The following is a 25,421-nucleotide window of genomic DNA, read 5'->3' on the forward strand; positions in this document are numbered from 1 at the left end:
TTTTTATTTGAAAGAATGAAAAAAGGGTTCTATATTTGCAGCCGCATTCAGGGAAACCTGAAGAGACACTTTGGAGAGCTGGCAGAGTGGTCGAATGCGGCAGTCTTGAAAACTGTTGAGGGTCACACCTCCAGGGGTTCGAATCCCTTGCTCTCCGCAAAAGGAAACCCATAACGAAAGTTATGGGTTTTTTGTTTTCCCGCACGTTGGGAACTTGTTTTCATAAGTGATGGAAAACAAAAAGCCATAATAAACACGGAGTGTTTTTGGGTTTCTATGATTGTTAAGGATTCCACTCTTGGGGATCCACATAAAGTAATCCTTGCTCTCCGCATCATAATAAGCTTCACTCGTAAGTTATTCTCAATCTCTCCACAAAAAAATCCTTAAGTAACTAAAGTTACTGTAGAAACTTAATCCGCTAACTATCTTTAATAAAAATTAAAGTCATGGCTAAAATTGTTATTCTCGGAGCAGGTATTTCTGGACATGTTGCCGCAGCACATTTACGCAGAAAATTACCTAAAGAACATGAGGTTATGGTGGTTTCACCTAACAGCAATTACCAATGGATTCCATCAAACATTTGGGTTGGTATTGGCAGAATGAAATCGGAAAAAATTCTTTTTCCATTAGAACCTTTATACAAAAAGAAAAATATTGGTTACAAGCAAGCCAAAGCAATCACTTTTCACCCTGAAGGTGATTCAAGCGAAAATAAACCCTATGTCATGGTTGAATACGTTGTTGGCGACAAAAAAGGTCAGCATGAAAAAGTAACCTATGACTATTTAATAAACGGAACAGGTCCAAAATTAAATTTTGAAGCTACTGAAGGCTTAATTCCCGGAAAAAACAAAATCTACTCTGTGTGCACATATACGCACGCTGATCATGCTTGGGAAGGATTAAACGCCTTAATTCAAGAAATGAAACAAGGCAAAAAAGCTAAAATTTTAATTGGAACTGGTCATGCCAAATCCACATGCCAAGCGCTGCCTTTGAATACATATTAAATGTTGAAAAAGAATTGCGTAAACATAAAGTGCGTGATATGGCTGAAGTAACTTGGATATCCAATGAATACCAATTAGGTGATTTTGGAATGGACGGCATGTTGTTAAGCTACGGAAGCATGACTATGAAATCCCATGAAATGATTGAAATGATTTTTGAAGATCGTGATATTAAATGGATCTTGGGTGCTGGTGTTAATAAAATTGAAGATGGGTTAGCACACTACGAAAACCTAGAAGGAGAGTTCAAAACTGAATCTTATGATTTTGCTATGTTAATTCCTTCATTTTCGGGTCATGATTTTAAAGCATATGACAAAAATGACAAAGACATAACCGAGAAATTGTTTAAGGGTTTTATGATTGTTGATGCTGATTACACGCCAAAACCTTATGAAGATTGGTCTGTTCAAGATTGGCCAGAAACGTATCAAAATCCCAGTTATAAAAACATTTTTGCTCCAGGAATTGCTTTTGCTCCACCACACGCTATTTCTAAACCTAGAAAGAGTAAAAATGGCACAGATATAACGCCTGCACCTCCAAGAACAGGCATGCCTTCAGGTATTACAGCTAGAATTGTGGCTGATAATATTATAGACACTATTAAAAACGGTAAAGAATCTTTACATCATAAAGGTTCTATGGGAAATATGGGAGCTGCATGTATCGCTTCTGCTGGTTACGGATTAACCACAGGAAGTGGCGTAAGTATTACCACCTTCCCTATTGTTCCAGATTATAAAAAGTATCCAAAAACACAAGGTAGAAAATTAGGTAAAACATTTGGCGAAATTGGTTTAGCTGGTCACTGGCTAAAACTAACCTTGCATTATACTTTTATTTACAAAGCAAAAATGAAACCATTTTGGTGGTTGATTCCGGAGTAGGAATCAAACTTAACAGGTTGATTCCGGAGTAGGAATCAAACTTAATTAAAGTGATTCCAGAGTAGGAATCAAACTTATAACACGTTGATTCCAGAGTAAATTCAGTGTTCATTAATTACAAAAAAAAAAAAAAAAACATAAGATCATGACAGTCAGAATTTCCAAATATCAAAGATTTAAAATGATGAATCCCATCATCCAGTTTTTCAAATACATTTATTTAAGCATTAAAATAATGATAATTGTTGCTGGTGGACATGGAGGAACTCGAAAGATAAACTGATGTGATGGTCAGTTTTTATTGGTTGATTAGTAAAGAGCACCTATTTTTAAATGGGTGCTTTTTTTGTGTAACATAAGTTGCTGCCATACTCCAATATATTATTGACTTTTACAAAAACTTAAAACCAGACACCATGAAAAAGTTGAAATTCATTCAAATCCAAACTTTCTTTGTATTACTATTATCCTTTGCTTTTTTAATTTCTTGTAGTGATGCAGATGATGATATCCAAAAAGGAAAAAATCAAGATTCAAATCAAATACTGACCGAAGCAGATATTGAAGCATTACTATTTATGTTAGAGGAAGAAAAGTTAGCGAGAGACACCTACACGTATTTAAATGACCTGTGGTCCATTAATCAATTTGATAATATTAAAAATAGTGAGCAATCGCATATGGATGCTATAGAAAATCAATTAGTTCAAAATAACATTAATTATTCCATTTTACCTCCTGGCGAATTTGCCAATCAAGAGTTGCAAGATTTCTATAATCAATTTTTCATTGATGGTGCTGTAAGTCCCGAAAATGCATTCCAAATAGGTGCAACTATAGAAGATTTAGATATTGTTGACTTACAAAATTATATCGATAGTACATCAAACACCAATTTAATTACAATTTTTGGCAGACTGCAATGCGGTTCACGTAATCATTTACGCAGTTTTGCTTCTGGTATTCAAAATACGGGTGACACCTACACGCCTCAATTTTTGACACAAGCAGCTTACGATATTATTATAGCTAGTGGTAATGAACAGTGTAATTAATTCAATTCTTTTCAAAAAACACTCAACTTCTAAAGCCTACTTTTTTTGCTGTAACAAAGGTTACTGACCAACATATATTCTAACTGTACTTTTGTACTAGAAAATTACAAATTTAAATGAAGAACTATATTTTTACATCTCTACTGCTCGCGGTATGCACGTTATCTATACAAGCTCAAGAGCTGGTTCCAATAACGAAATCAGACGTATTGCTTAAAGTTTCAGAAAATAATACAGCCATTAAAATTTCTGAAAAAGAATTTAATGCAGCCAAAGCAGATTTTAATCAGACCAACGCTGTTTTTTTACCAAATATTACAGCAAGTCATACAGGTATTGCAACTACAAACCCGTTAATGGCATTTGGCTCTAAATTGAATCAAGAGATTTTAACACAAAATGATTTTAATCCTGCCATGCTTAATGATCCATCGCAAATTGAAAACTTTGCCACCAAATTTGAAATTCAGCAACCATTAATCAATGTGGATGGTATGTATCAGCGTAAAGCGGCTAAATCCAAAATGGAAGCTATGGCTTTAAAAACAGAACGTACAAACGATTACCTCACTTTTGAAGTTGAAAAAGCATATATGCAATTGCAATTAGCTTATAAGGGTGTAGACGTTTTAGAACAAGCCTTGCAAGCAGCTAATGCGAATAAAAAATTAGCTGATAATAGTTTTAAACAAGGGTACTTGCAGCGAGCAGATGTGTTGAACGTAGAAGTTCGGGTAACGGAAGTACAGAACCAATTGCAGATGGCTAAAAGTAATGTGCAAAATGCATCTAACTATTTGTCCTTTTTAATGGCTGATGATAACTATGTGGTGTATACACCAACTGATAGTTTAACCATCGCAACAAGTATCATTAGCGATAAAACTGTTTCAGAAAACCGTTCAGATATTAAAGCCATGCAATTGGCATCAAATGCATATGAAGCCATGAATAAAGCAGATAAAATGGCGTTTTTACCAAGATTGAATGCCTTTGGAAGTTATGAACTTTATGATGATCAGGTGTTTCAGGGTGATGCCAACGGTTATTTGTTTGGAGCACAATTAAGCTGGGATGTTTTTCAAGGTTCTAGACGCTTTGGAAAAGCCCAAAAGAGTAAAGCTGAATTAGAAAAATCTAAACTAGAATATAAGCAATATGTATCGCAAAGTAATTTAGAATTAAACAAGGCAAATCGCGCATTAGTAGATGCTGAAAAAAAAATTAACATTAACGACCTTGGCTTTAGATCAGTCTGAAGAATCTTTACGAATTAGAACAAATAGGTTTAAAGAAGGACTTGAAAAAACATCAGATTTACTAACAGCTGAAACACAATATTCTCAAAAACAATTAGAGTATTATCAAACAATTTTTGAATACAATTACGCACAAGCTTATTTACAATTTTTAACCAAAGAATAAAAATAGAAAAGTACCAAGAGTCAAGATGTTTATTCATGACTTTAGAAAAAACATAAAACAAATAAAATGAAAAAACACTTATATTTATTAACGTTAACCATAGCATCATTATTCCTAACTAGTTGTGGTAGTGAAGACAAAAAAAGCTATTGTGGATAATGCGCCTGCAATTTCAGTAAAAACCAGTCAGGTTGAAGCTAATGGAAATAATCCTTTCTTATCTGTTAGCGGGAAAATTCAAGCCTCCAATAGTGCTGATTTAAGCACGAGAATGATGGGTTATGTAAATAAAATTCACGTTAATGTTGGTGATAAAGTAACTAAAGGTCAGCTATTAGTTTCTATCAATAACGCAGACTTACAAGCAAAAAAAGCACAAGTTAATGCTGGTATTACGGAAGCCACAGCAGCTTTTAATAATGCAAAAAAAGATTATAATCGTTTTCAAAACTTACTAGCTGACAATAGTGCATCGCAAAAAGAAATGGATGATATGACGGCTAATTTTGAAATGGCAAAAGCACGTTTAGAAGCTGCCAATCAAATGAAAAACGAAATTAATGCCCAGTTTGCCTATAGTAATATTACAGCACCTTTTAGTGGTGTTATTACGAGTAAAAACATTGAATCTGGCGATATGGCTAATCCTGGAATACCTTTAATAAGCCTAGAATCACCTGGTAATTTTGAAGTTATGGCTATGGTTCCAGAAACAGAAATTTCACAAATTAAAAAAGATTCAGAAGTTGCGGTTTTAGTAAAGTCTATTAATCAAACATTAACTGGAAAAGTGGCTGAGGTTAGCACATCTGCAAAAAACACAGGTGGACAATATTTAGTCAAGATTGCCTTAAATAAAACGGAAGCATCCATACTTTCGGGAATGTTTGTTACGGTTCAATTTCCTGTAGAAAGACAATCTAACACCCAAATGGTTTTAGTCCCAACAGAAGCTATCATAACAAACGGACAACTTTCTGGTGTTTACACGGTAAGTCAAACGAATACAGCCTTATTACGTTGGTTACGATTGGGTAGAACGTTTGGCGATCAAGTTGAAGTGCTTTCTGGCCTGAATGCTGATGAAGCTTATATAGTTTCTGCTGAAGGAAAACTATTTAATGGCGCTAAAATTTCAATTCAATAACTAAAAAAGCTGCGTTAAGGATAGAAGTGGAAATCCTTTTTTTGCTGCCATATATGGCAAAAAAAGATTGTAATGGATAGCCTGTTAAAACGCCCAAAAAATATAAAATAATGAAACGCGCCTTATCTATTTCAGGTTTTCAACTGAAATCATATTTGCAAGTTCCATTTGTCAACTTATTAAAATATTAAATTCAAATGAAAGAAGGAATCGCAGGTAAAATTGCCAAAGTCTTTATGCAATCCAAGTTAACAGTATTGTTAATGATTGTATTTATGGTAGTTGGTGTATATAGTTCGTTTTTAATTCCACGTGAAGAGGAGCCGCAAATTGATGTACCAATGGCAGACATTTTTGTAGGTTATCCTGGCGCAAGTCCTACAGAAGTGGAGTCGCGTGTGATTAAACCATTGGAACAATTAATTTCGAATATTAAAGGTGTGGAATATGTGTATTCTACGTCTATGAAAGAACAAGGAATGGTTATCGTGCAATTTTATGTTGGCGAAGATATTGAGCGTTCGTTTGTGAAATTATACAATGAAATTAACAAGCACATGGATCAAATGCCAGCTGGTGTTAAGTTTCCATTAGTAAAAACACGTGCTATTGATGATGTGCCTATGCTAGGTTTAACCTTATGGAGCGAAAATTATGATGACTACCAATTAGGTCAAATGGCCCAAGAATTAGAGGCTGAAATTAAAAAGGTAAATGATGTTGCTATTACCCATAAAATTGGTGGTAGAAACCGTCAATTACGTGTGGTTTTAGATAAAGATAAATTGGCTGCAAGCGGATTGGATTTCTTGTCGGTTTCAGAAATGATAAAAGCAAATAACAGCCAATTAAGTGCTGGTAGTTTTGATAAAAATGATACCGAATTCTTAATTAATACAGGTAAATTTTTAGAAACGGTTACAGATGTTGAAAACTTGGTAGTTGGTGTACAACAAAACCAACCAATATATTTAAAGCAAATTGCTAAAATTATTGATGGTCCAGAAGTACCTCAAAATTATGTGAGTCTTGGATTTGGAAAAGGCAGTGTAAAATCTGCGGATTATAAATCGGAATATCCAGCGATTACCATTTCTGTTGCTAAACGCAAAGGTGCTGATGCCATGAAACTGTCGGAAATTATTATTGATAAAGTTGAACATTTACGTACTACATTAATTCCTGATGATGTAAAGGTTGAAATCACTAGAAACTATGGTGAAACAGCTTCACATAAAGTATCTGAATTGTTATGGCATCTTATTGGGTCTATCATAGCAGTAACATTTGTTGTGATGCTCGCTATGGGTTGGCGTGGTGGATTGGTGGTGTTTTTATCGGTTCCCATTACGTTTGCATTAACGTTGTTGAGTTATTATTTGATGGATTATACGCTTAACCGCATTACCTTATTTGCATTGGTATTTGTAACAGGTATTGTCGTGGATGATTCTATTATTATTGCCGAAAACATGCACAGGCACTTTAAAATGAAACGGCTTCCTTTTAAACAAGCCGCATTATATGCGATTAACGAAGTTGGAAACCCTACCATTTTGGCAACATTTACAGTAATTGCTTCAGTTTTACCAATGGCTTTTGTTTCAGGATTAATGGGTCCATATATGGCTCCTATGCCAATTGGTGCATCCATTGCCATGATTTTATCTCTGTTTGTAGCTTTAACGATTACACCCTATTTAGGTTTAATTTTCTTAAGAGAAAAAGATAAGAAAGGTAAAGTTGAAAAAGTAGAAAAACCGTTAGAAGAAACGCTTATATACAGAGTCTACAACAAGTTTGAACGTCCGTTAATGGAAAACAAAACAAAGCGCTGGTTATTTCTATTAGGAACATTCGCTGTTTTAATGGGAACGATGGTCTTGTTTTTTACCAATTCGGTTGCTGTAAAAATGTTACCATTTGATAACAAAAATGAGTTTCAGGTAGTTATTGATATGCCAGAAGGCACCACGTTGGAGCGTACTGCGGTTGTTTCACAAGAAATTTCGCAATACTTATCTACACGTCCAGAAGTGGTAAACTACCAAAATTATGTTGGTACCTCTGCTCCTATTACGTTTAACGGTTTAGTGCGTCATTATGATTTACGTGGAGGTAGTAATATGGCCGATATTCAAGTCAATTTAATTGATAAAGGTGAGCGTTCTGCGCAAAGTCATGATATCGCTAAATTGTTACGTCCAGATATTCAAAAAATCGCAGCAAAATATAATGCGAATGTGAAATTAGTTGAAGTTCCACCAGGACCTCCAGTATTATCAACAATTGTTGCTGAAGTTTACGGACCAGATTACGAAGAGCAAATGAGAATTGCTGGTAATATTCAGAACATTTTAAATAACACGGACGATGTGGTTGATGTGGATTGGATGGTTGAAAATGATCAAACAGAATATCAATTTGAAATCAATAAAGAGAAAGCCATGTTGTATGGTGTAGCACCTCAACAAATTGCTTACACGATGAATATGGCATTATCAAATAGAGCCATTACAACCTTATATGATGAGGATGCGAGTAATCAAGTAGGTTTGGTTTTAAGTTTAGACGAGCAAGAAAAATCAACAATTACAGATATTTCACAATTGAAAGTCAAATCTAAACAAGGAAATATAATTCCTATTGCTGATTTGGTAACTATAAGTGAAACAACTGCAGCAAAAAGCATATACAGAAAAAACCAAAAGCGTGTGGTTTATGTTTTAGCTGATATGGCTGGCGAGTTAGAAAGTCCTGCCTATGCCATTTTAGGTATGGAAGACAAACTAAAAGAAATACCATTACCAAAGGGTTATGAACTTAATGAAATGTATTTAGGTCAGCCAGATTTCGAAGATAATTATACCGTAAAATGGGATGGTGAATGGCAAATTACTCTAGAAGTTTTTAGAGATTTAGGAATTGCCTTTTTAGGCGCTATCATCTTGATTTACATTTTAATTGTAGGCTGGTTTCAAAACTTTGAAGCACCAATTGTTATGATGGTTGCTATTCCATTATCCCTAATTGGTATTATTTTAGGACACTGGATTATGGGTGCATTTTTTACAGCCACATCATTTATTGGTATGATAGCTTTAGCAGGAATTATGGTAAGAAATTCGGTTTTACTGATTGACTTTATTAACCTACGAACAGCAGAAGGTGTACCGCTTAAACAAGCAGCAATAGAAGCTGGAGCAGTAAGAACCACACCAATATTATTAACAGCAGGAACGGTTGTAATTGGAGCATTTGTCATATTATTTGATCCAATTTTCCAAGGTTTAGCCATTTCATTAATGGGTGGAACTATTGTCTCTACAGTTTTGACTTTGTTAGTTGTGCCATTGGTATATTATATGATAGAAAAGAAGAATTATAAATAATATTCCGTCTCTTCGAGTAGTTTTTGAGGAACGAAAAAATTGTATCGAAAAGTTTTACAGGTTCTCGATACAATTCCGAAAGTATTCAGAATTACTCGAACCGACAATAATAAAAAAACATAAACAAAATGAAATTAGTTATAGCTACAGCAGTAGAAGCGTTTCAAAAGGATGTTTTAGAACTCTTCAAAAAAGCAGAAATAGAAAATTTTAGTAGTTCTGATATTGATGGTCACAAAAGTGCACCAAGTTTACTATCAACCTCTAATTGGTTTCCTGCTGTTAGTGGTGGAAATGAATCGGCTTTGTTCTTTTCATTTACGGACGATGAACATATAGAAGTACTCTTTAAACTCATCAAAGAATTTAATGCACAATTAGAAACCTTCAACCCAATAAAAGCGGTTGTTGTACCTATTGAAAAATTTATATAAACTTTAAAAAACAAACAACATGTTAAACACATATTTCAGAGTCATTGTTGGCACTATGGTTATATTAAGTGTCGTATTAACCATTTATGTAAACCCAAATTGGATGTGGTTTACGGTATTTATTGGTGCTAATTTAATTCAATCTGCCTTTACAAAATGGTGCCTTTTAGAAACTATCTTATTAAAACTAGGGCTTAAAAAAGGAGAATCTGCAGGATGCTCTATTCCAAATACAGAGAGAAAATAAATTAAACTCACACATTAAATAAAAACCGTAATAAAATGTATTTCAATTTATTACGGTTTATCTTTGTGTCTAAAAATAAAACTAGAATCACCTCTTAATTGGACTAAAACGCAAAATTAAATAGCCAACAATTGCAGAAATTAAGGAAGCAAGTAAGATACCTATTTTAGCAGAATCTATATATTCTGGTGTTGATATAAAAGCTAGACTAGTAATAAAAATTGCCATGGTAAATCCAATACCTGCTAAAAACGATACACCTACAATTTGAAAACTCGAAATGTTTTTTGGTATGGTAATTAGTTTCATTTTTTTAGCTAAAAATACCACTAGTGGTATACCAATTCCTTTACCTAGCACTAAACAAATAATAATATTGGTAGTTAATGCCATATTTATTTCCACATTACTACTAATCATAACACCTGCATTTGCTAGGGCGAAAATAGGAATAATAAAATAGGCTACCCAACCGTGTAAGCTATGCTCCAAATGTTGCAATGGAGATTGAAATTTACTAGTCCAATCATCTAATGAATCAATATGTTCTATTTGTTCTTTGGACAGTATTGGTTTTTGAGATATGGCTGAACTCTTAATTTTGTAATAAATATCTTCCAAATTGTTCAAGAATGTTTCGGTATAAATCCGTTGTCTTACTGGCACAGAAAATGCCAGTAAAATACCTGCTACAGTTGGATGTACTCCTGATTTCAAAAATAAAAACCAAACAACAGTACCAATTAGAAATAAGAAAAATTTAGAATAATAACCTTTAAAAGATGCAAAGTATAAAACTCCTAACAGCGCTGCTGCTATTAATAATAAGGTTGTATTTATTGCGCCACTATAAAAAATGGCTATAACTAAAACGGCTCCAATATCATCAACTATGGCAAAAGCTGTTAAAAATATTTTTAAACTTAAAGGAACACGTTTGCCAAGCACATTTAATACAGCTAATGAAAAGGCAATGTCAGTTGCCATAGGAACTCCCCAACCTTTTAACGTTTCTGGATTTTGATTTAGCAGTATAAAAAATAAAACGGGAACAATCATACCTCCTAACGCTCCAAATAGCGGAAAGGCTATTTTTTTCATGGAATTTAGTTCACCGATTAATAATTCACGCTTAATTTCTAATCCAATTAAAAAGAAAAAAATAGCCATCAAACCATCATTAATCCAAAGAATTAATGGTTTTTTAAACTCAAACGTTTCGGTCACAATTCCTAAATCATACTGCCATAATTCTTGATAACTTGCGCTATATCCTGAATTGGCCCAAACCAATGCGACTACTGTAGCTAGCAACAACAAAATACCACTGAAACTTTCTATTTTAACAAATTTTTGAAATGGTGTCAGTAGTACTTGTTTTATCATAAAAGTCTATTTAATTATTATTCTGGAATAATTCAAATATAATAGTTTGATTTTTTAGATTAAAATAATACTATCTTTTTAATAATTATTTATGATTTAAAATACGAAATCATACCTAAAAGAAAACACCAAATATAATTTGTTTTAAATACCTAAAAATTTAATCATGATACGCTAACATTAAAAATGGCAATTCCAAATTATTTGCAATTTGCTCTGTTTTATGGGTAAGAAATACATGTTCTAAAAAGCTATGTTGCTTCCGCATCATGGCGAATAATTCAATATTATGATTTTTGATATAATCTTGAATTGTTTTTAAATAGGTTGTTTCCGATTTTAAAACAAACTGGTGATTAATATTTTGGAAAAATCCAGCCAATTCTTGTTGTACAAGGTTTTGTTTGCTATCAATATTTTTTTGTTCGGTAATATGAAGCACGTCTAGTTTATAGTCATAATGTTCGGCTAAATCAATCAAAATACTCAAATCTTTAAGTTTGTATTTAGTTTGATATTTAGTCGTAAATAACACATTTTTAATCGGTTTAATAGGACTAGCCGCTGGAATAGCTAAAACTGAAATATGGCAACGCTGAAAAACACGTAAGGTGTTACTTCCAAAAATGATTTTACCTAAATTGGTAGCACCTTTGGTTCCCATGATTATCAATTCTATATGATTTAATTCGACAATCTGGTTGACTGCTCCAATTAAATTATCATAATCTACAACAGGTTCAAAAGTATGTAAGAGGTTGTTATGCTTGTTTTGCAAGGTTTCTAAAAGTGTTTCTAATTCCACTTTAGCATCTGCAATTAGCTCACTATATAGGGATTCCGAAGGTTCACTCTGCATTAAATCATCAGAAATAAATGTCGATGATTTTACCACATGAAGCACATGAAATTTACATTCCGTGTATTTAAATAATTCCAGAGCATACTGAATAGCATGAATAGAGTTTTCTGAAAAATCGGTTGTTAATAATATTCGTCTCATGTTACGTTTCTATTTTAAACCTACAAGATAGTATTTGAAACGCATATTTGAAATGACAATTATCAGTTTTCGATTATTTTAAATCACATCTGTTTCTCTAATGTAAAGGCGATTTTGTACATGGACAATCACTTATTCCTTGTAAGAAGTCGAAACCAATGGTTATCATATGGGTTCCTGAATTATAGCCAGCTAAATCATTTATAGTTATTTGATAAGCATAGGCAAAATAAAAATTAGATTTTTTAAGTCCTGCCATAGGTCCTAAATTTAAGGGATTAAAAAAACTGATCGTTCAGAAAACGATACGAGATGCCTCCCCAAAAATAATCTTCGTTTCTATCAAATTTTCTAACTTTTATATTAACATCAGTGCTTGAACGCTTATCACTAGCAAAATATTGAAACATGACAGAAGGTTCAATATCTACCTTTTTATTTCTCGGATTTTGAAGTATTATACCTGAATAAATCTGATAATTCAGAAGTAAGTCTGGCTCTATTCCTAAATAATTATCAATGTCTTTGGGTAGAATATTATTCGCATTAAAACTGAAATAGAAGCCTTTGTTTCTATATAAAACACCTAAATCGAAGTTGTTATTTGAAATAGCTCTATCATCCGTAACACGAGAATCAATAACTTGTGATTCTGAATTGGTTTCAAAATTTTCAATAGCAATTCTAAAACTATTTAAGTTATAGGTAAGTCCGAAGGATAGATATTGCTTGGAGTAATAATCTAAAATAAGATGATGCGCAAATGACGCTTTCAGTCCTTTCTGTTCCGTTAATCCATTCTTATCATTGTACAACGATATTCCAACACCTGAACGACTTGCTATTCTAAAATCGGCATATACCGATTGATTATCTGGTGCACCTTTTATTCCAACCCATTGTGTTAATCCATTGGCTCTAATTTTAAGATTATCTCCAATTCCTGCGTAGGTTGGAGAAATCACAAATGGATTATCAGCCAAATACTGCGTAAAAACGGGTAAATTTAATTCTTGACTATAACTTTGAGCTATGATTAAGAAAAGAGAATATATAATTAGTTTTTTCATTTTGAATCGTATTAAAATTTATAATCCCTTTTAGTTTATCTGTAAAGTGTGAAATGACCAACAAAATCTCTATCATCATTGGCATCATTAAGCCTAACAACATACCAGTAATCTCCTGTTGGAAGTTCTTTTCCTTTATATTTTCCGTCCCACTTTTCACCTATTCTTAAGGTTGCTATTTTACGACCATAACGATCAAAAATATCAAAATCAAGATTCGGATAATGAATAGAGCATCCTGGTCCCCAACCATCTTGTACACCATCGCCATTTGGTGTGAAGTAATTAGGAATACACACATCAACAAATTCAAAATATCGCGTTGCTGTTGCTTCACAGCCAAACGTATCTGTAACTGTTACCGTATAAGTTCCAGATTCCGAAATATAGAACACATTGGTACTGCCATAATCTTGACCATTAAATGTGTAATTATAATCTCCTGAACCTCCCGTTGTGGTTGCAATAATTTCATTGATTACACCGTCGGTCAAAACAAGTGTTAAAGGATCGAATGTGGTAATGTCGAAAAGATCCGTTCTCTTAACACAACTATTTGTATGCTGCACATCAATATAATGTCCAATTCCCGGTGGTACATCAATAAACACATTACTAGCTTGATAAGGTCCACCATTTAATGAGAAATCAACATCATCTAGATTCGTAACACTTTCATCAACTATAACCGTAACAGTATTACTAGACGCATTATTCACACAGGCATATTCAATTTCAACGATAGGATTTAGTCTTACTGATTCAGGGAAAGGAATCATCATTTCCGAATCGCAGCCTGAACTGTCACGTACATATACCGTGTGTTCTCCACCAGCTAATCCTGTGAAATCAAATTCTGTTTGACCTGCAGTTCCTGTAGTATAAGGTCCATTGTAATTATCAAGGCTTACCGAATAAGGAGGTGTACCACCAGAAATTTCAATACTGAACTCGCCATTCAAATCACCTTCACAAATTTCTTCCATGACGGTAGAAGAATCAAAAGTTATGAATACTGGATTTGGTTCGTCCACAGTGATATTCAATGTTAGGTAACATCCTAGCTCATCTTGCACAATAACTTCATAATTCCCTGGTGCCAAGTCTTCAAAAACATTGGTATTGAAAAACTGATTTAATTGTGGTGAAATAGCATATTGAATGTTTCCAGTTCCTCCTGAAGCGTTGATGACAATAATACCATCATTAGCTCCAAAACAGGTTACATCTGTAACTGTATAAGGTGCTATTAATTGTTCGGTAGGTTCTGTTATAGTAATTGGAGCGTTTGTTGTTAAACAATCGCCACTTGCAACTTGAACTACATAGATACCTGCATAAAGTTCGGTAAATACACCTGGACTATTTTGCGTAGCTGGAATAGGATTTCCAAGTGTGTCTAGTAATGTATAAATGTAGTTTCCAAGACCACCTTGGGCTGTTGCGACAATAACACCTGTTGCATCTCCAGCACAATTAATTACCGCATTTTCCAATGCTAAATTAAGGGTTAAATCTGGCAACGGATCAATTGTGATTTCATTAGAAACAATAGCCACACAACCATTTGCATCCTGCACATAGTATTCATGAGTTCCAACTGGAACTGCAAACGTTGTGGATGTTGCAAACGAACCTAAAATTGGTGACATTGATATATTATTACTATACGAATAAGCTCCTGTTCCACCGGAAGCACTCAACGTTAATGTAGCTTCCGTTAAACATGTCTGCGATGTTTCTTTCACCAAACTCGCTTGAATTGGAGTTGGTTGCGTTATAACAATATCCGCTGAAGTAAAGTCACAACTGAAAGCATCTGTTACAACCACTTGATACGTTCCTACTCCTAAACCTCCAAAAACAGGAGAAGATTGAGGCCCTGAAGACGTTGCTGTTGGTGATAACATATTCAAGGTATATAAATAATTGCTTCCTGATCCACCAGTAATTGCGGATACCGTTATGGTTGCGTTCGCATCATTAAAACAAGAAAGCAAAGTAGCACTAGGCGTAACGGTTGCATCAATTGGTGTAGGAATATCTAAAGTAACTGTGTCTGAAGCTATACAACCACCAGCATCCATAACGTTTACCGTATAGGTTCCAGCTGATAAATTGTCGAACGTATTATTAGAAGAATAGGCTACGGTTGCAGCACCTGTTAATTCATATTGATAGGATCCCCAACCACCTGTTGCAGTAGCCGTGATAGTTCCTAAATCGTTAGTACACGTTACATTGGACGTTTCTAAAGCAACAACTGCTAAAGGATCTGTAGGTGACGTAACTGTAACAACATTCGTAGTCGTTGTACAGAAAGGACTGGCTGTTTCAGCAACTTCTACCGTATAATTTCCAGCTGATAAACCTGATATAGCTTGTGGATTTGTAGTTGTATTAGCTGTAATTGGTCCTAAAACGGATGTTCCTGAATTATCAAAAACTTCGTAGGTGTAAGATCCTGTGTAATCCGTCACATTAATTTCTATGGCACCATTCGTATCGCCAAAACAGGTAACGGCTGAAGTAGCTGTAGCTGTGGCTGTGATCAAATTAAATGGTGAAACTGTGTAAGCAGCAGTTGCAATACTACATCCTGTATCTAAATCGGTTACCAAGAAATAATATTCGCCTGGCATAGAAATAGTAAATACATTTGAAGCTTGAGGTGTCCCACTTGGCAACATTTGATATTCAAAATTTCCTGAACCTCCAGTAACAGTTATTTCAATAGAACCAGTATTGTTACAATCAATTGGAGTTGTTTCAATAACCGTTGCTAAAGTTATAGTTGGTAATGGTAATACATTAACCGTATTTGAGGCTATACATCCATTAGCATCTTTTACATAAATAGTAATGGTTTGGTTAGCTCCTGTATCAACAATGTTGAATATATTAGATGTGAAATAATTGGTACCATCTATACTATACGTATAAGAAGCGGTTCCTCCTACTTCAGTAATGGTTAAGATTGACGTAGTGACAGAGCCATCTGCCGCACAGGCAAAATCAGTAGCAATTCCAGATACGTTCAATAAAGTTGGTTCTCCAACAATTACATCCATAGTATTTGAACAACCTCTTCCTGAATTTACTTGAACCGTATATGTTCCAGCAGGCAATCCTGTAAATACATTCGAGTTTTGAGGTGCCACAACTATTGGAGCCGTAATTTCGTAGGTATAAACTGGGTTGTCATTTCCAGCATCTAAATTTATGGTAATCACACCTTCGTTACTTCCGTTACAACTAACATCTGTTACTGATGTTGTAAAACTTACAGGAGTTGCTGCATCTAACGTGATGGTTGCGTCTTCAGTACAAAGTGTTGAAGAATCTGTAATAGTTACTGTATAAGTTCCCGAAGGAACTCCAGAAAACACATTTCCAGATAAAGTTATCGAAGTAGGATTTGGACTAATACTATACGTATACGTTCCGGTTCCTCCTTGTGCTGTTACTGTAATTTCACCATCATCATCGGAACAAGTTGTTATTCCTGTAACGGCTGGTGTAATTCCTAAAGGCGTTTCTATATCTACAGTCACCAAGTTTCCGCAACCATTTACATCTCTCACTTCAATAGTATGACTTCCAGAGTTCAAATTCTGAATCGTAAATGGTACTGTTTGCGTTTGAAATGCGCCTCCATCAATACTAAATGTATATGGTGGCATACCTGCTGTTGGTATAGTTACATCAATTTCAAAAGCACCTTCAGCTGTATCACATTGGTTATTTACAACAGCGTTCACAACTGGTGTAGGATCCATTGGTAATACTAAAACTGGTGTTGTTCTAATGCAACCATAAGCATCCATTACATGCACGTAATAACTATTCGCGTCCATATTAAAAGTACTTGCGGAAGCCCAAGAAGGATCGGTAGCAAGTGGTGCACCTGCCGTAGTCGTAATTTGGTACATGTAAGGCGGTGTTCCATTGGAAGCTATTGCGCTAATAACACCAGAATTCGGAGTACAATTTGCATTTTGGTCTACAGTAGCTGTTATGCTTAATTCTATAGCCGATTCAGTAATATTAAATGGTACCGTAACCACACTACATCCAGTATTAGCTCCAGAGGTTTCGCTTATTAAAACAAAAAAGTTCCCAAAAGGTAATGGCCCTAAATTAGTGATTGGTAAAGAACCATTTGCTGGAACTGATCCAGTTCCACTTATTCCTGTTGTTACTAATGTAAAGGAGTCAAATATTTCATAAGTCACATTTGTTGCGGAGGCGTATGTACTATTAATAGTAAAGGATACACTTCCATCTGCACTTCCTGTACAGGTAATATTATTAGCTGTAACTGCTGTAGCGGTTAATGTTGAATTGGTTGGTATTGGACTTGTAGCCACTTCATAATAACTACAACCTGTTGACGAATCGAAAACAATAAACGTATACGTAACGCCTGGTATTAAATTACTAAAAGTAGCACTGCCTGGAGGTCCTTCAGGGATCCATGATCCTCCAGGAGCTGTTCCCGTTGCTGGATAAATACTAAAAAAGAAAGGTCCAGGACTAATTAAAGTCGTTCCAATAGTTACAATAGCTTCACCTCCTAAAAGACAGTCGGCAGTTGCCGTAATATTAATATCTAAATCGTCTGGTGGTGATGCAACTAAAACATCTTGAACTAATATTGAACAACCATTAGCATCTACCACATTAATTTGATATAAACCAAAATCAACGACATCAAAACTTATTGATGTTGAACCTGTTGTATTTAATTCAGAGTTTGAATATCCATTGGTACCCGTTACAAAATAGTTATAAGGAGGTGTTCCTCCAGATGCACCATCAACAATTACTGACCCTTGTGATACTCCCATTGGTCCACAAGTAATATCTACTGCATGGTAGGTTACATTAATTGGTGTTGGCTCTGCAATAATTATGGTTTCAGTATCTGTACAAGAATTGTTATCTGTTAATGTGATGGTATAAGAACCAGCTGATAAACCAGAAGTTTGAGTACCATAATCAACAGCAGTAGTTGTATTATAGACATTAATAACATAAACGGGTTCACCAACAGTTGTATTGATAACAACATCTATAGCTGCGTTAGAATCACCAGAACATAAAATTGGTTGCGTTTGTGTAACCGAAAGTATTTCAGGTAACGTAATAACATCAATGGTATTTACAGCTGAAAGTGCAGAACAACCTTGTGAGTCTGTTATTTGAAATTGATACGTTCCATCCACAGCGGTTGTATACGTAAATGGAGAACCTGTAGCTCCTAAAGTTGTAAAAGCTGCTCCATTTATAGATACTTCATAGGTATATGGCGCATATCCTCCAGAAATAGTTCCTGTAATGATTGCATCAGGAGATGTAGTACAGTCTAAATCTTTTGTAACAACTGTACTTATTGTTAATTGAGGTAAAATCGTTTCTGCCGGTAATGTAAATGTACATCCATTCGCATCTCTTACAATAATAGTGTAGGTACCAGGAACTAAATTATTGAAGATGTAATTTGAAGTAAAAGGAGCACCATTAATACTATATTGATAAGGTGGTAAACCTCCAGACGCTGTCACTTCCAGTGTTGCTGCATTTGTAGTGTCATAACAATAATCAGAAGTTAAAGCAATAGTTGCTGTTGGATTTGTTGGAACTACTAAATCGAAAGTTGTTGAAACTGAACATCCTTGGGTATCTGTTACAGTAGCCGTGTAGGTTCCGGTTTGTGACAAATTCACAAACGTATTACTAGATTGAGCAGGAATAATCGTGCCATCTGGTAATGTAATACTATAGGAATTTCCTCCCCAACCTCCTACTGCAGTAATAACAACTTGTCCACTTCCATTACAGGTAATTGGACTCGGAGTTGTTGAAATACTTAAAGCTGAAGTTGGGCCATCAACAGCTAATGTTGCCGTAGCTTCACAATTTGTGATTGTATCAGTTACTACAATAGTATATGTATTTGCTGATAAACCATTTAAAATTATAGGAGACGTTCCTGTAATTCCGGATCCGCCATTAATAGTATAAGTGAAATTTGTTGAACCAGATACGGTAAATTGAATGGATCCGTCTGAATCTCCAAAACATGTTACATTACTGATGGTTTGGCCAACAACGGACACGGCAGGTAGTGGATTTACCGTATACGATTCTGAATAAGTACAGTCATTTTCATCCGTAACTTGAAACGTATAGGTTCCAGGTGCTAAACCAGCAAATACATTAGAGGTTTGATTAGGTGTAGCTTCTGAAGCAGGTGCAATAATTTGATACTCTAAAACTCCAAAACCACCAGTCGTTCCTGTAATAGTTATTGTTGTGGTATTCAACGGACAACTTAAAGGCGAATTATCAAACATTAAATCTGTTGGTGGATTTAAATCTTCGATTGTAATTGGAGCAGCAATGAAAACACATCCACTGTCGTCTTGAACAGAAACCGTATACGTCCCGTTCGTTAATCCAGTAAAAACAGTTCCATTTTGAAACGTGGTTCCATCAATACTATAGGTATAAGGTGGCGTTCCTCCTGTTACGCCAGAAACAGTAATTTCTCCATTACTTATACATGAATATGGAGTCGTTAACGTTACTGTTCCAGTTAATGGATCGTTTTCCGTAATCGTAATGGTTTGTGGATCTGTAATACAAACACTCGTTCCAGTTGTATATTGAACAACCACGTCATAATTTCCTGCAGCCAATCCTGTAAATACATTTGAATTTACGAAAGTAACGCCTCCATCAATACTATACATTAAACTGTTTCCATTAGTATTAGTAACATTAACAGTAATAGATCCTGAATCAGAACCTGAACATAATATATTAGTTTGAACGACTGTAAAATCTGGTGCTAAAATAGCATCGACAGAAATAGACGTTGTTGCTTCACAGTTATTAGAATCAATCACCGTAATATTATAGACACCTGGAGTCGTTACAACTATTTCGGGAACAGTTTGAAATACGGTTGTACTGTTAACAAAGTAAAAATAAGGCGGTGTTCCACCATTTGCATAAACAGTAATTTCTCCATCCGCACAGGTTAAAGGAACTGTGAGTGCTGATGTGGCAGTTAATAAAGGTGGCTCTATAATTTCAACATCTTCTGTATGGGTACACCCATCTTCAGTTTCAACTAAAGTGGTGTAAGTTCCAGGATTTAAATTTGAAAACGTATAATTATTTTCAGTAATAGGCCCAACACTATTTACAAGTGTTGCTCCATTATATATTGAGAAGAAATATTGAGGAAGTACATCATTTGCAGCCAACGTAATACTACCCTTATCCCCATAACAAAGTGGTTGTTCAACATCTAGTGAAACTGTGAAATCTCGCGCTCTAATTTGGACATCTGGAACCGTAAAAACACATGGATTTGTTGATGCTCCTACTTGTCTGATGTAAATTGTATAGGTTCCCGCAACAGTTACCGCAAATACATTACTGGCTTGATACGTTACGCCATCAATACTATATTCGTAGCCTGTTGGAACGCCTCCAACCGTAATTTGTCCTGGTGTGGTACAAATAATATCATTACTTGTAACGGTTGGGTTTAAAACATTTTGAAATACATTAAAATAAAACTGATTAAAACAACCACCTTCGTAATTGATGGTTAATCTAAATTGTCCAGCTGTATTTGCATTGAAATTTGAACCCGTACCTACTTGGTTCCAAGTACAAGCACCATTTTCATTAGCACAATCTGAATTGGTTACTGGAGTACAACTACTTTCGTCCAATTGTTCCCATATTATGGATGAGGCATCTGTAATTTGTGTTTCAATTAATGTGAAATCGTTCCCACCACACAAAAAGATATTTGGTAATAATTTTCCATCATTTGGACAGGTTACCACCTCATCAGCAAACGGAATAACAGGATTCGCAACAGTTGTTCCTCCATAATTTGTTACCACAAAAGTTTGAGTAATGGATTGACAAGGCGCTATGGCTGTATTATAAACATAATAAGTTCCGGTTGCAGCAACCGTTATGGTTTGAGTGGTTCCAATGACAGGCGTTCCTGTTGGACTGGTGGACCATGAATAAGAATCATAACCGTTACCAGCTGTTAATTGAACGGTGTCTCCACAAAGAATGACATTTTCAATAAATTCACAATCTAAATCTGCTAAAAAATTTGTCGTTTGAGGTGTAATTAAACACCCTGTATTACTATTTAAACTTGGATCGTCCGTAATAATAAAATTTGGGTTTTCTATACCTCCATAAGTAGCGAAAGCTTGATTATTTATAATGTTTGAACAAGAATCAGCTAAACTATCACAGCTTTCTACAACCTGTACATGAATTCGAATTTCAGTGACAGGATCTCCTTGTTCTACAATAGAATTATCAACATTGAAAATAATTTCTCTTGTACCAGGATTGTAACTTTGAACTGTGACACCTGGAGGTAAAATTCCTAAATCGGCTGGATAATTAAAAATAATATTAATAGGTAGAACATCTCTGATAGTTAAATTATTAGCGTCATCATTTCCAGAATTATTAAATCCAATCACATAATTTAAAGATGTTCCCAAACCAACGGTTTGACCACCAATGTTGGTTCCAAAATCATCTTCTACAATTTTTGTAAGCACAATTCGCGGTTCAATAATATCTACGGCGAACGCACAGAAATAAGCAAAATATTGATCCTGATTACTTTCCATTCTAATGGTAGCATTGGTATCATTATTACCAATAACGGTATTCCCAGGATTTGGCACTACCATGACACCTGTGTCAAAACCAAGCGTGTTTGTACTATTTGGCACTCTATTATTCACTGGCGTAGCACTTAATTGCGTAACAGAAGAATTAAAAAAGTTATTAGCAGGACGATCTACTGCTGAAAGAGTCACGCCATTTAATTGTAATCTATCATTCTGAATAGGACTATCGCCTTCCAAAGCTGCAAAAGCAAAGTTTGCTCGTACCGGAATTGGCGCTGGCACTGTACGAAAACCTGAAACTGGGATATCAACATCAACAGCACTATTGATGGAACTAAAACCATCAAAACTGGTAATAGATTTCCCTGGTAAAGTTGGATCCTCAAAAACAATAAATAATGACCAACCAGCAGAATACCCTGTTCCATTGTAAGGATTAAAAGAACCCGTTTCTCCAACAGCTGTTGACACATTTCCTACAGTGTACGTTCCTAAATTAGCTGCCAAACCAGTTACTATAGAAGTTACATCTGCATAACAAGAATAAGGATAACTATTACCTGTTGAAACTCCATTAGCTTCATAAATGATTGTACCTACTACATCATTATAGCCACCTGTCGGTCCTTTAAATTTCACGTTCGTAATGGGTTCATCACCGTTTGTAACGGCTCCCCAATATAAACCTGCATGAACAATTTGATAACAACCAGGATTAGGAATTTCTAAATCTGCACTTGTAGAATTAAAAGTTGAGCCATCACCATCAATATCAATATACTGCATATCCACATTATGATTGTATACCGTATTATCATTAAATGGGGCGTTGCTAGGTCCGAGAATATTATTCCCAATTAAGCGAATATCGCCTTTTAAATCTTGATTGAATCTCGGTGTAAAGGGCACAAAGTTTTGAGCAATTGTTTGCATACTAACAAGAAGTATAGTTACAACAATGCTAATCTTAAAAAAAGTAGGTTTTTTCATGATATATCAATTTATATGTAAACATTTAATCTTTTTAAGGGGCATTAAATTGATTAAATGGGGTTTTCTATTTTAATCTTCAATTTTCACTACAGACATATTTTTATTATAAGGTTTGCTTTCTTTTGAGCCTAAAGCGTTCATGGCATCTCCAACATCGTCAAATTTCTGGTAATAGATGTAGTACTTACTGGTATTAACATCATAAAAGAAATTAATATTCGATTGTCCAGCAGATACGGCTTTTTCTAAAAATGAATCTCTTTTATTAACATTTTCATGAACGGCAATAATCATATAATAACCGTTCTCAACATTCTGAACACCTTTTAAAATTTGCACATTGCTACTTTGTGGCTCACCGAAATCGAAATCATCTGAAGTTAATGGAACTTCACTTAAAGGTGTGTTGGTTTTAATGCGTTCTAGACTGGTCATATCTTTATTGTACCTGTCTTTTTCATTATCATAAAGCGCACGTTTAATTCGGCGTTTACGTTCTATTTCAGTAGCTATTTTAATGGACTCTAGCGTTGAAACCAAGCTAGCTCTAATACGCTCAGATTCTGCTTGTTCATTTTTTAAATTTCTTATGGCATCTAAATAATACTGACTCGTTTCATCATTTTTATTCGAACCTTTTTGAATTCTTTGAATGTATAAACTTTCTAATTGCTTGATGGTTTCTTGACGTTTGCTAATAACAATATCCAAATCCGATTTTAAGGCTTCAATTGCTCGATTTTCAGCTGAAATACTCTTGAATGGTTTTGGCTCCATGAAAATACCTTGTTCACTTAAGTCATTCTCTTCCTTAAGGTCTTTCAAATCTTTATTTTTTGTAATAACTACTTCGTTTAATCTAACTAACAATATTTCTTGTTCTTTTTCTGCCTCTTTCGTGGATTCTGTTAGCGTAAACATAGACTTCGCCAATTCATCTTTATGCGTAATTTTAAGATCCGCTTGAACGCTAGCTAAAGCTTCTGCTTCTAATCTTGCTTCTTCATTCGCTTGTTCTTGAGCTTCGGCCGCTAATCTTTCTTGTTCAGCTATTTCCGCTTGTGCTAATCTTGTAGCTTCAGCTTCTTCTGCTTGTGTTGCCGCCTCTGCTGCTAATCTAGCTTCCTCTTCTGCTTGAACTCTGGCGGCTGCTAATCTTTCTTGTTCAGCCATTTTCGCTTGTGCTAATCTTGCCGCTTCGGCTTCTGCTGCTTGTGTTGCCGCTTCTGCTGCTAATCTAGCTTCCTCTTCTACTTGAACTCTGGCGGCTGCTAATCTTTCTTGTTCAGCTATTTCCGCTTGTGCTAATCTTGTTGCTTCGGCTTCTTCTGCTTGTGTTGCCGCCTCTGCTGCTAATCTAGCTTCCTCTTCTGCTTGAACTCTGGCGGCTTCAACTTCTTGAATTTGTGCTGCTTCTAGTGCTAGCCTGGCTTCTTCATCTGCTTGTGCTTTTTCAGCTAATCTCGTTTCTTCTGCAATTTCATCTTGATTTACAGTTGCTTCCTTGGCTTCAGCTAAAGCAGTTGCCTTGGCTTCACGTTCTATTCTAGCCTCTTCTTTTGCTTCTTCTCTTTCTATTGCTCTTTCTTCAATAGCTATTCTTGTTTCTTCTAACTCTAAAGCTTTTTGTTCTGCTGCCTGCGCTCTGGCTTCAGCATCACGAGGAGGTGTGCCAGCTGTTGCTGGTTTTGATTTCCGTTTTTGTTCTTTAATCAAAAAGGCTTCTTCTCTATCGTCTCCACTATATTGGAAGCGATTTCGGGTGTTAAACTTATAAGCAACCGTTAATTCATGAGATGATCCGAATGTTGCCAAATCTCCCATTGCTTTTTCGTAATTATATTCTACTGCGATTTGTTTCGTAACGTTCATTCCAATACCACCCGTAACACCATAAACGGTGTTATAACCTAATTGTGCCCAAATACCTTTTGGAACCATCACCATAGCAATTCCAGAGAAAATTGTTTGATCTGTTTTGAATTCGGATTTAACTAAAGCTGAAAATTTACTTTCATCAAAAAAACCACGACTACGCATGTAACCTGTGTACATAATATGTGCCTGAATACTTTGTTGTGGATCTTCTTTCAGCATTTCAGATGTATTTAAATTATACTGTACTAAATTATTTATGGATACACCAAAATCGAAAAAAACCAATCCGTAGTTAATACCTGGACTAACTGTAAGAATTGAATTTTTAGAAATATTATCTAAAGATGGATCTGGCTCATTTATAACTACACGTCCTTCATTTATACTACTGGTATAAAAACCAACATTTAATCCGAAGGTTAAATTACTATCTCGTTGAAGTTGGGCATTGTATGCAAAGTTTAAAATACCACCAAATGTGGTTAAAACCCCATTATTTTGTTGAAACAATCCTACACCTACACCTATATCTTCACTATATCTTCCTGTGTAATTCGCTAAATAGGTTACTGGCGAATCATCAAATTGCATCCACTGTCTTTTGTTCGTTATGTTGATGTACGTATTTTGCTCTCTAACAAAACTAAAGGTTGGATTGGTTACATATCTATTAAATTTTAAAGAACTTCTTACTGGAATAGCCAACGACACAACTCCATCCTCTTCTTGAGAGAATGACAATTGTGTAGTGCACAATGTGATAGCTATAATGAGTAAAAATGCTCTCAT

The 25,421-nt window shown here is 35.0% G+C and carries 10 protein-coding genes, 1 tRNA gene and 3 pseudogenes; 9 read left to right on the forward strand and 5 right to left on the reverse strand.

Going from position 1 to position 25,421, the window contains the following annotated elements; all coding sequences use genetic code 11:
- Window positions 1–72: 72 nt before the first annotated feature.
- The 9 genes and pseudogenes from GK51_RS01490 (at window position 73) to GK51_RS01525 (ending at window position 9,606) form a co-directional block, all read left to right on the forward strand.
- A tRNA-Ser gene (locus GK51_RS01490) sits at window positions 73–157 on the forward strand.
- A gap of 292 nt (window positions 158–449) precedes the next feature.
- A complete protein-coding gene (locus tag GK51_RS02595) occupies window positions 450–1,016 on the forward strand; it encodes an FAD/NAD(P)-binding oxidoreductase (protein WP_316932010.1) in 567 nt (188 codons plus the stop codon).
- Complete coding sequence (locus GK51_RS02600; RefSeq protein ID WP_316932011.1) at window positions 986–1,906, forward strand: NAD(P)/FAD-dependent oxidoreductase; 921 nt, start codon at window positions 986–988, stop codon at window positions 1,904–1,906. Before GK51_RS02595 ends, GK51_RS02600 begins: the two co-directional genes overlap by 31 nt.
- Before the next feature lie 416 nt (window positions 1,907–2,322).
- Window positions 2,323–2,961: a DUF2202 domain-containing protein gene (locus GK51_RS01500; protein WP_082132694.1), complete on the forward strand. Its 639-nt coding sequence runs from the start codon at window positions 2,323–2,325 to the stop codon at window positions 2,959–2,961.
- Window positions 2,962–3,077: 116 nt separating this feature from the next.
- Window positions 3,078–4,386, forward strand: a pseudogene (locus GK51_RS01505) (TolC family protein).
- Window positions 4,387–4,452: 66 nt separating this feature from the next.
- Window positions 4,453–5,533 (forward strand): annotated as a pseudogene (locus GK51_RS01510) (efflux RND transporter periplasmic adaptor subunit).
- A 197-nt stretch (window positions 5,534–5,730) separates the two neighbouring features.
- Window positions 5,731–8,925 (forward strand): efflux RND transporter permease subunit, encoded by a 3,195-nt coding sequence (locus GK51_RS01515; protein ID WP_048331273.1) that lies wholly within the window; start codon window positions 5,731–5,733, stop codon window positions 8,923–8,925.
- Window positions 8,926–9,053: 128 nt separating this feature from the next.
- Window positions 9,054–9,359: a hypothetical protein gene (locus tag GK51_RS01520; protein ID WP_048331275.1), complete on the forward strand. Its 306-nt coding sequence runs from the start codon at window positions 9,054–9,056 to the stop codon at window positions 9,357–9,359.
- 19 nt (window positions 9,360–9,378) lie between these two features.
- On the forward strand, window positions 9,379–9,606 hold the full coding sequence (locus tag GK51_RS01525; protein ID WP_048331276.1) for a YgaP family membrane protein: 228 nt from the start codon (window positions 9,379–9,381) through the stop codon (window positions 9,604–9,606).
- 87 nt (window positions 9,607–9,693) lie between these two features.
- On the opposite strand, the gene nhaA is transcribed toward GK51_RS01525, so the two are convergent.
- From nhaA to GK51_RS02455, 5 genes and pseudogenes are all read right to left on the reverse strand, one after another.
- Window positions 9,694–10,992, reverse strand: coding sequence for a Na+/H+ antiporter NhaA (nhaA, locus tag GK51_RS01530; protein WP_048331278.1), 1,299 nt, complete (start codon window positions 10,990–10,992; stop codon window positions 9,694–9,696).
- A 160-nt stretch (window positions 10,993–11,152) separates the two neighbouring features.
- Window positions 11,153–11,995: a universal stress protein gene (locus tag GK51_RS01535; RefSeq protein WP_048331280.1), complete on the reverse strand. Its 843-nt coding sequence runs from the start codon at window positions 11,993–11,995 to the stop codon at window positions 11,153–11,155.
- A gap of 97 nt (window positions 11,996–12,092) precedes the next feature.
- A pseudogene (locus tag GK51_RS01540) lies at window positions 12,093–13,065 on the reverse strand (PorP/SprF family type IX secretion system membrane protein).
- Window positions 13,066–13,100: 35 nt separating this feature from the next.
- The gene (locus GK51_RS01545) at window positions 13,101–22,751 is read right to left on the reverse strand and encodes a T9SS type B sorting domain-containing protein (RefSeq protein ID WP_082132695.1); all 9,651 of its coding nucleotides are present in this window, start codon (window positions 22,749–22,751) and stop codon (window positions 13,101–13,103) included.
- A gap of 72 nt (window positions 22,752–22,823) precedes the next feature.
- A complete protein-coding gene (locus tag GK51_RS02455) occupies window positions 22,824–25,421 on the reverse strand; it encodes a PorP/SprF family type IX secretion system membrane protein (protein ID WP_048331281.1) in 2,598 nt (865 codons plus the stop codon).

This window comes from Bizionia psychrotolerans (genome assembly GCF_001039595.1).

Coding starts and splice junctions, on each gene's coding strand:
- GK51_RS01500 (WP_082132694.1), top strand. CDS start 2,323: ATGAAAAAGTTGAAATTCATTCAAATCCAAACTTTCTTTGTATTACTA.
- GK51_RS01535 (WP_048331280.1), bottom strand. CDS start 11,995: ATGAGACGAATATTATTAACAACCGATTTTTCAGAAAACTCTATTCAT.
- GK51_RS01545 (WP_082132695.1), bottom strand. CDS start 22,751: ATGAAAAAACCTACTTTTTTTAAGATTAGCATTGTTGTAACTATACTT.
- GK51_RS02600 (WP_316932011.1), top strand. CDS start 986: ATGCCAAGCGCTGCCTTTGAATACATATTAAATGTTGAAAAAGAATTG.
- GK51_RS01525 (WP_048331276.1), top strand. CDS start 9,379: ATGTTAAACACATATTTCAGAGTCATTGTTGGCACTATGGTTATATTA.
- nhaA (WP_048331278.1), bottom strand. CDS start 10,992: ATGATAAAACAAGTACTACTGACACCATTTCAAAAATTTGTTAAAATA.
- GK51_RS02595 (WP_316932010.1), top strand. CDS start 450: ATGGCTAAAATTGTTATTCTCGGAGCAGGTATTTCTGGACATGTTGCC.
- GK51_RS02455 (WP_048331281.1), bottom strand. CDS start 25,421: ATGAGAGCATTTTTACTCATTATAGCTATCACATTGTGCACTACACAA.
- GK51_RS01515 (WP_048331273.1), top strand. CDS start 5,731: ATGAAAGAAGGAATCGCAGGTAAAATTGCCAAAGTCTTTATGCAATCC.
- GK51_RS01520 (WP_048331275.1), top strand. CDS start 9,054: ATGAAATTAGTTATAGCTACAGCAGTAGAAGCGTTTCAAAAGGATGTT.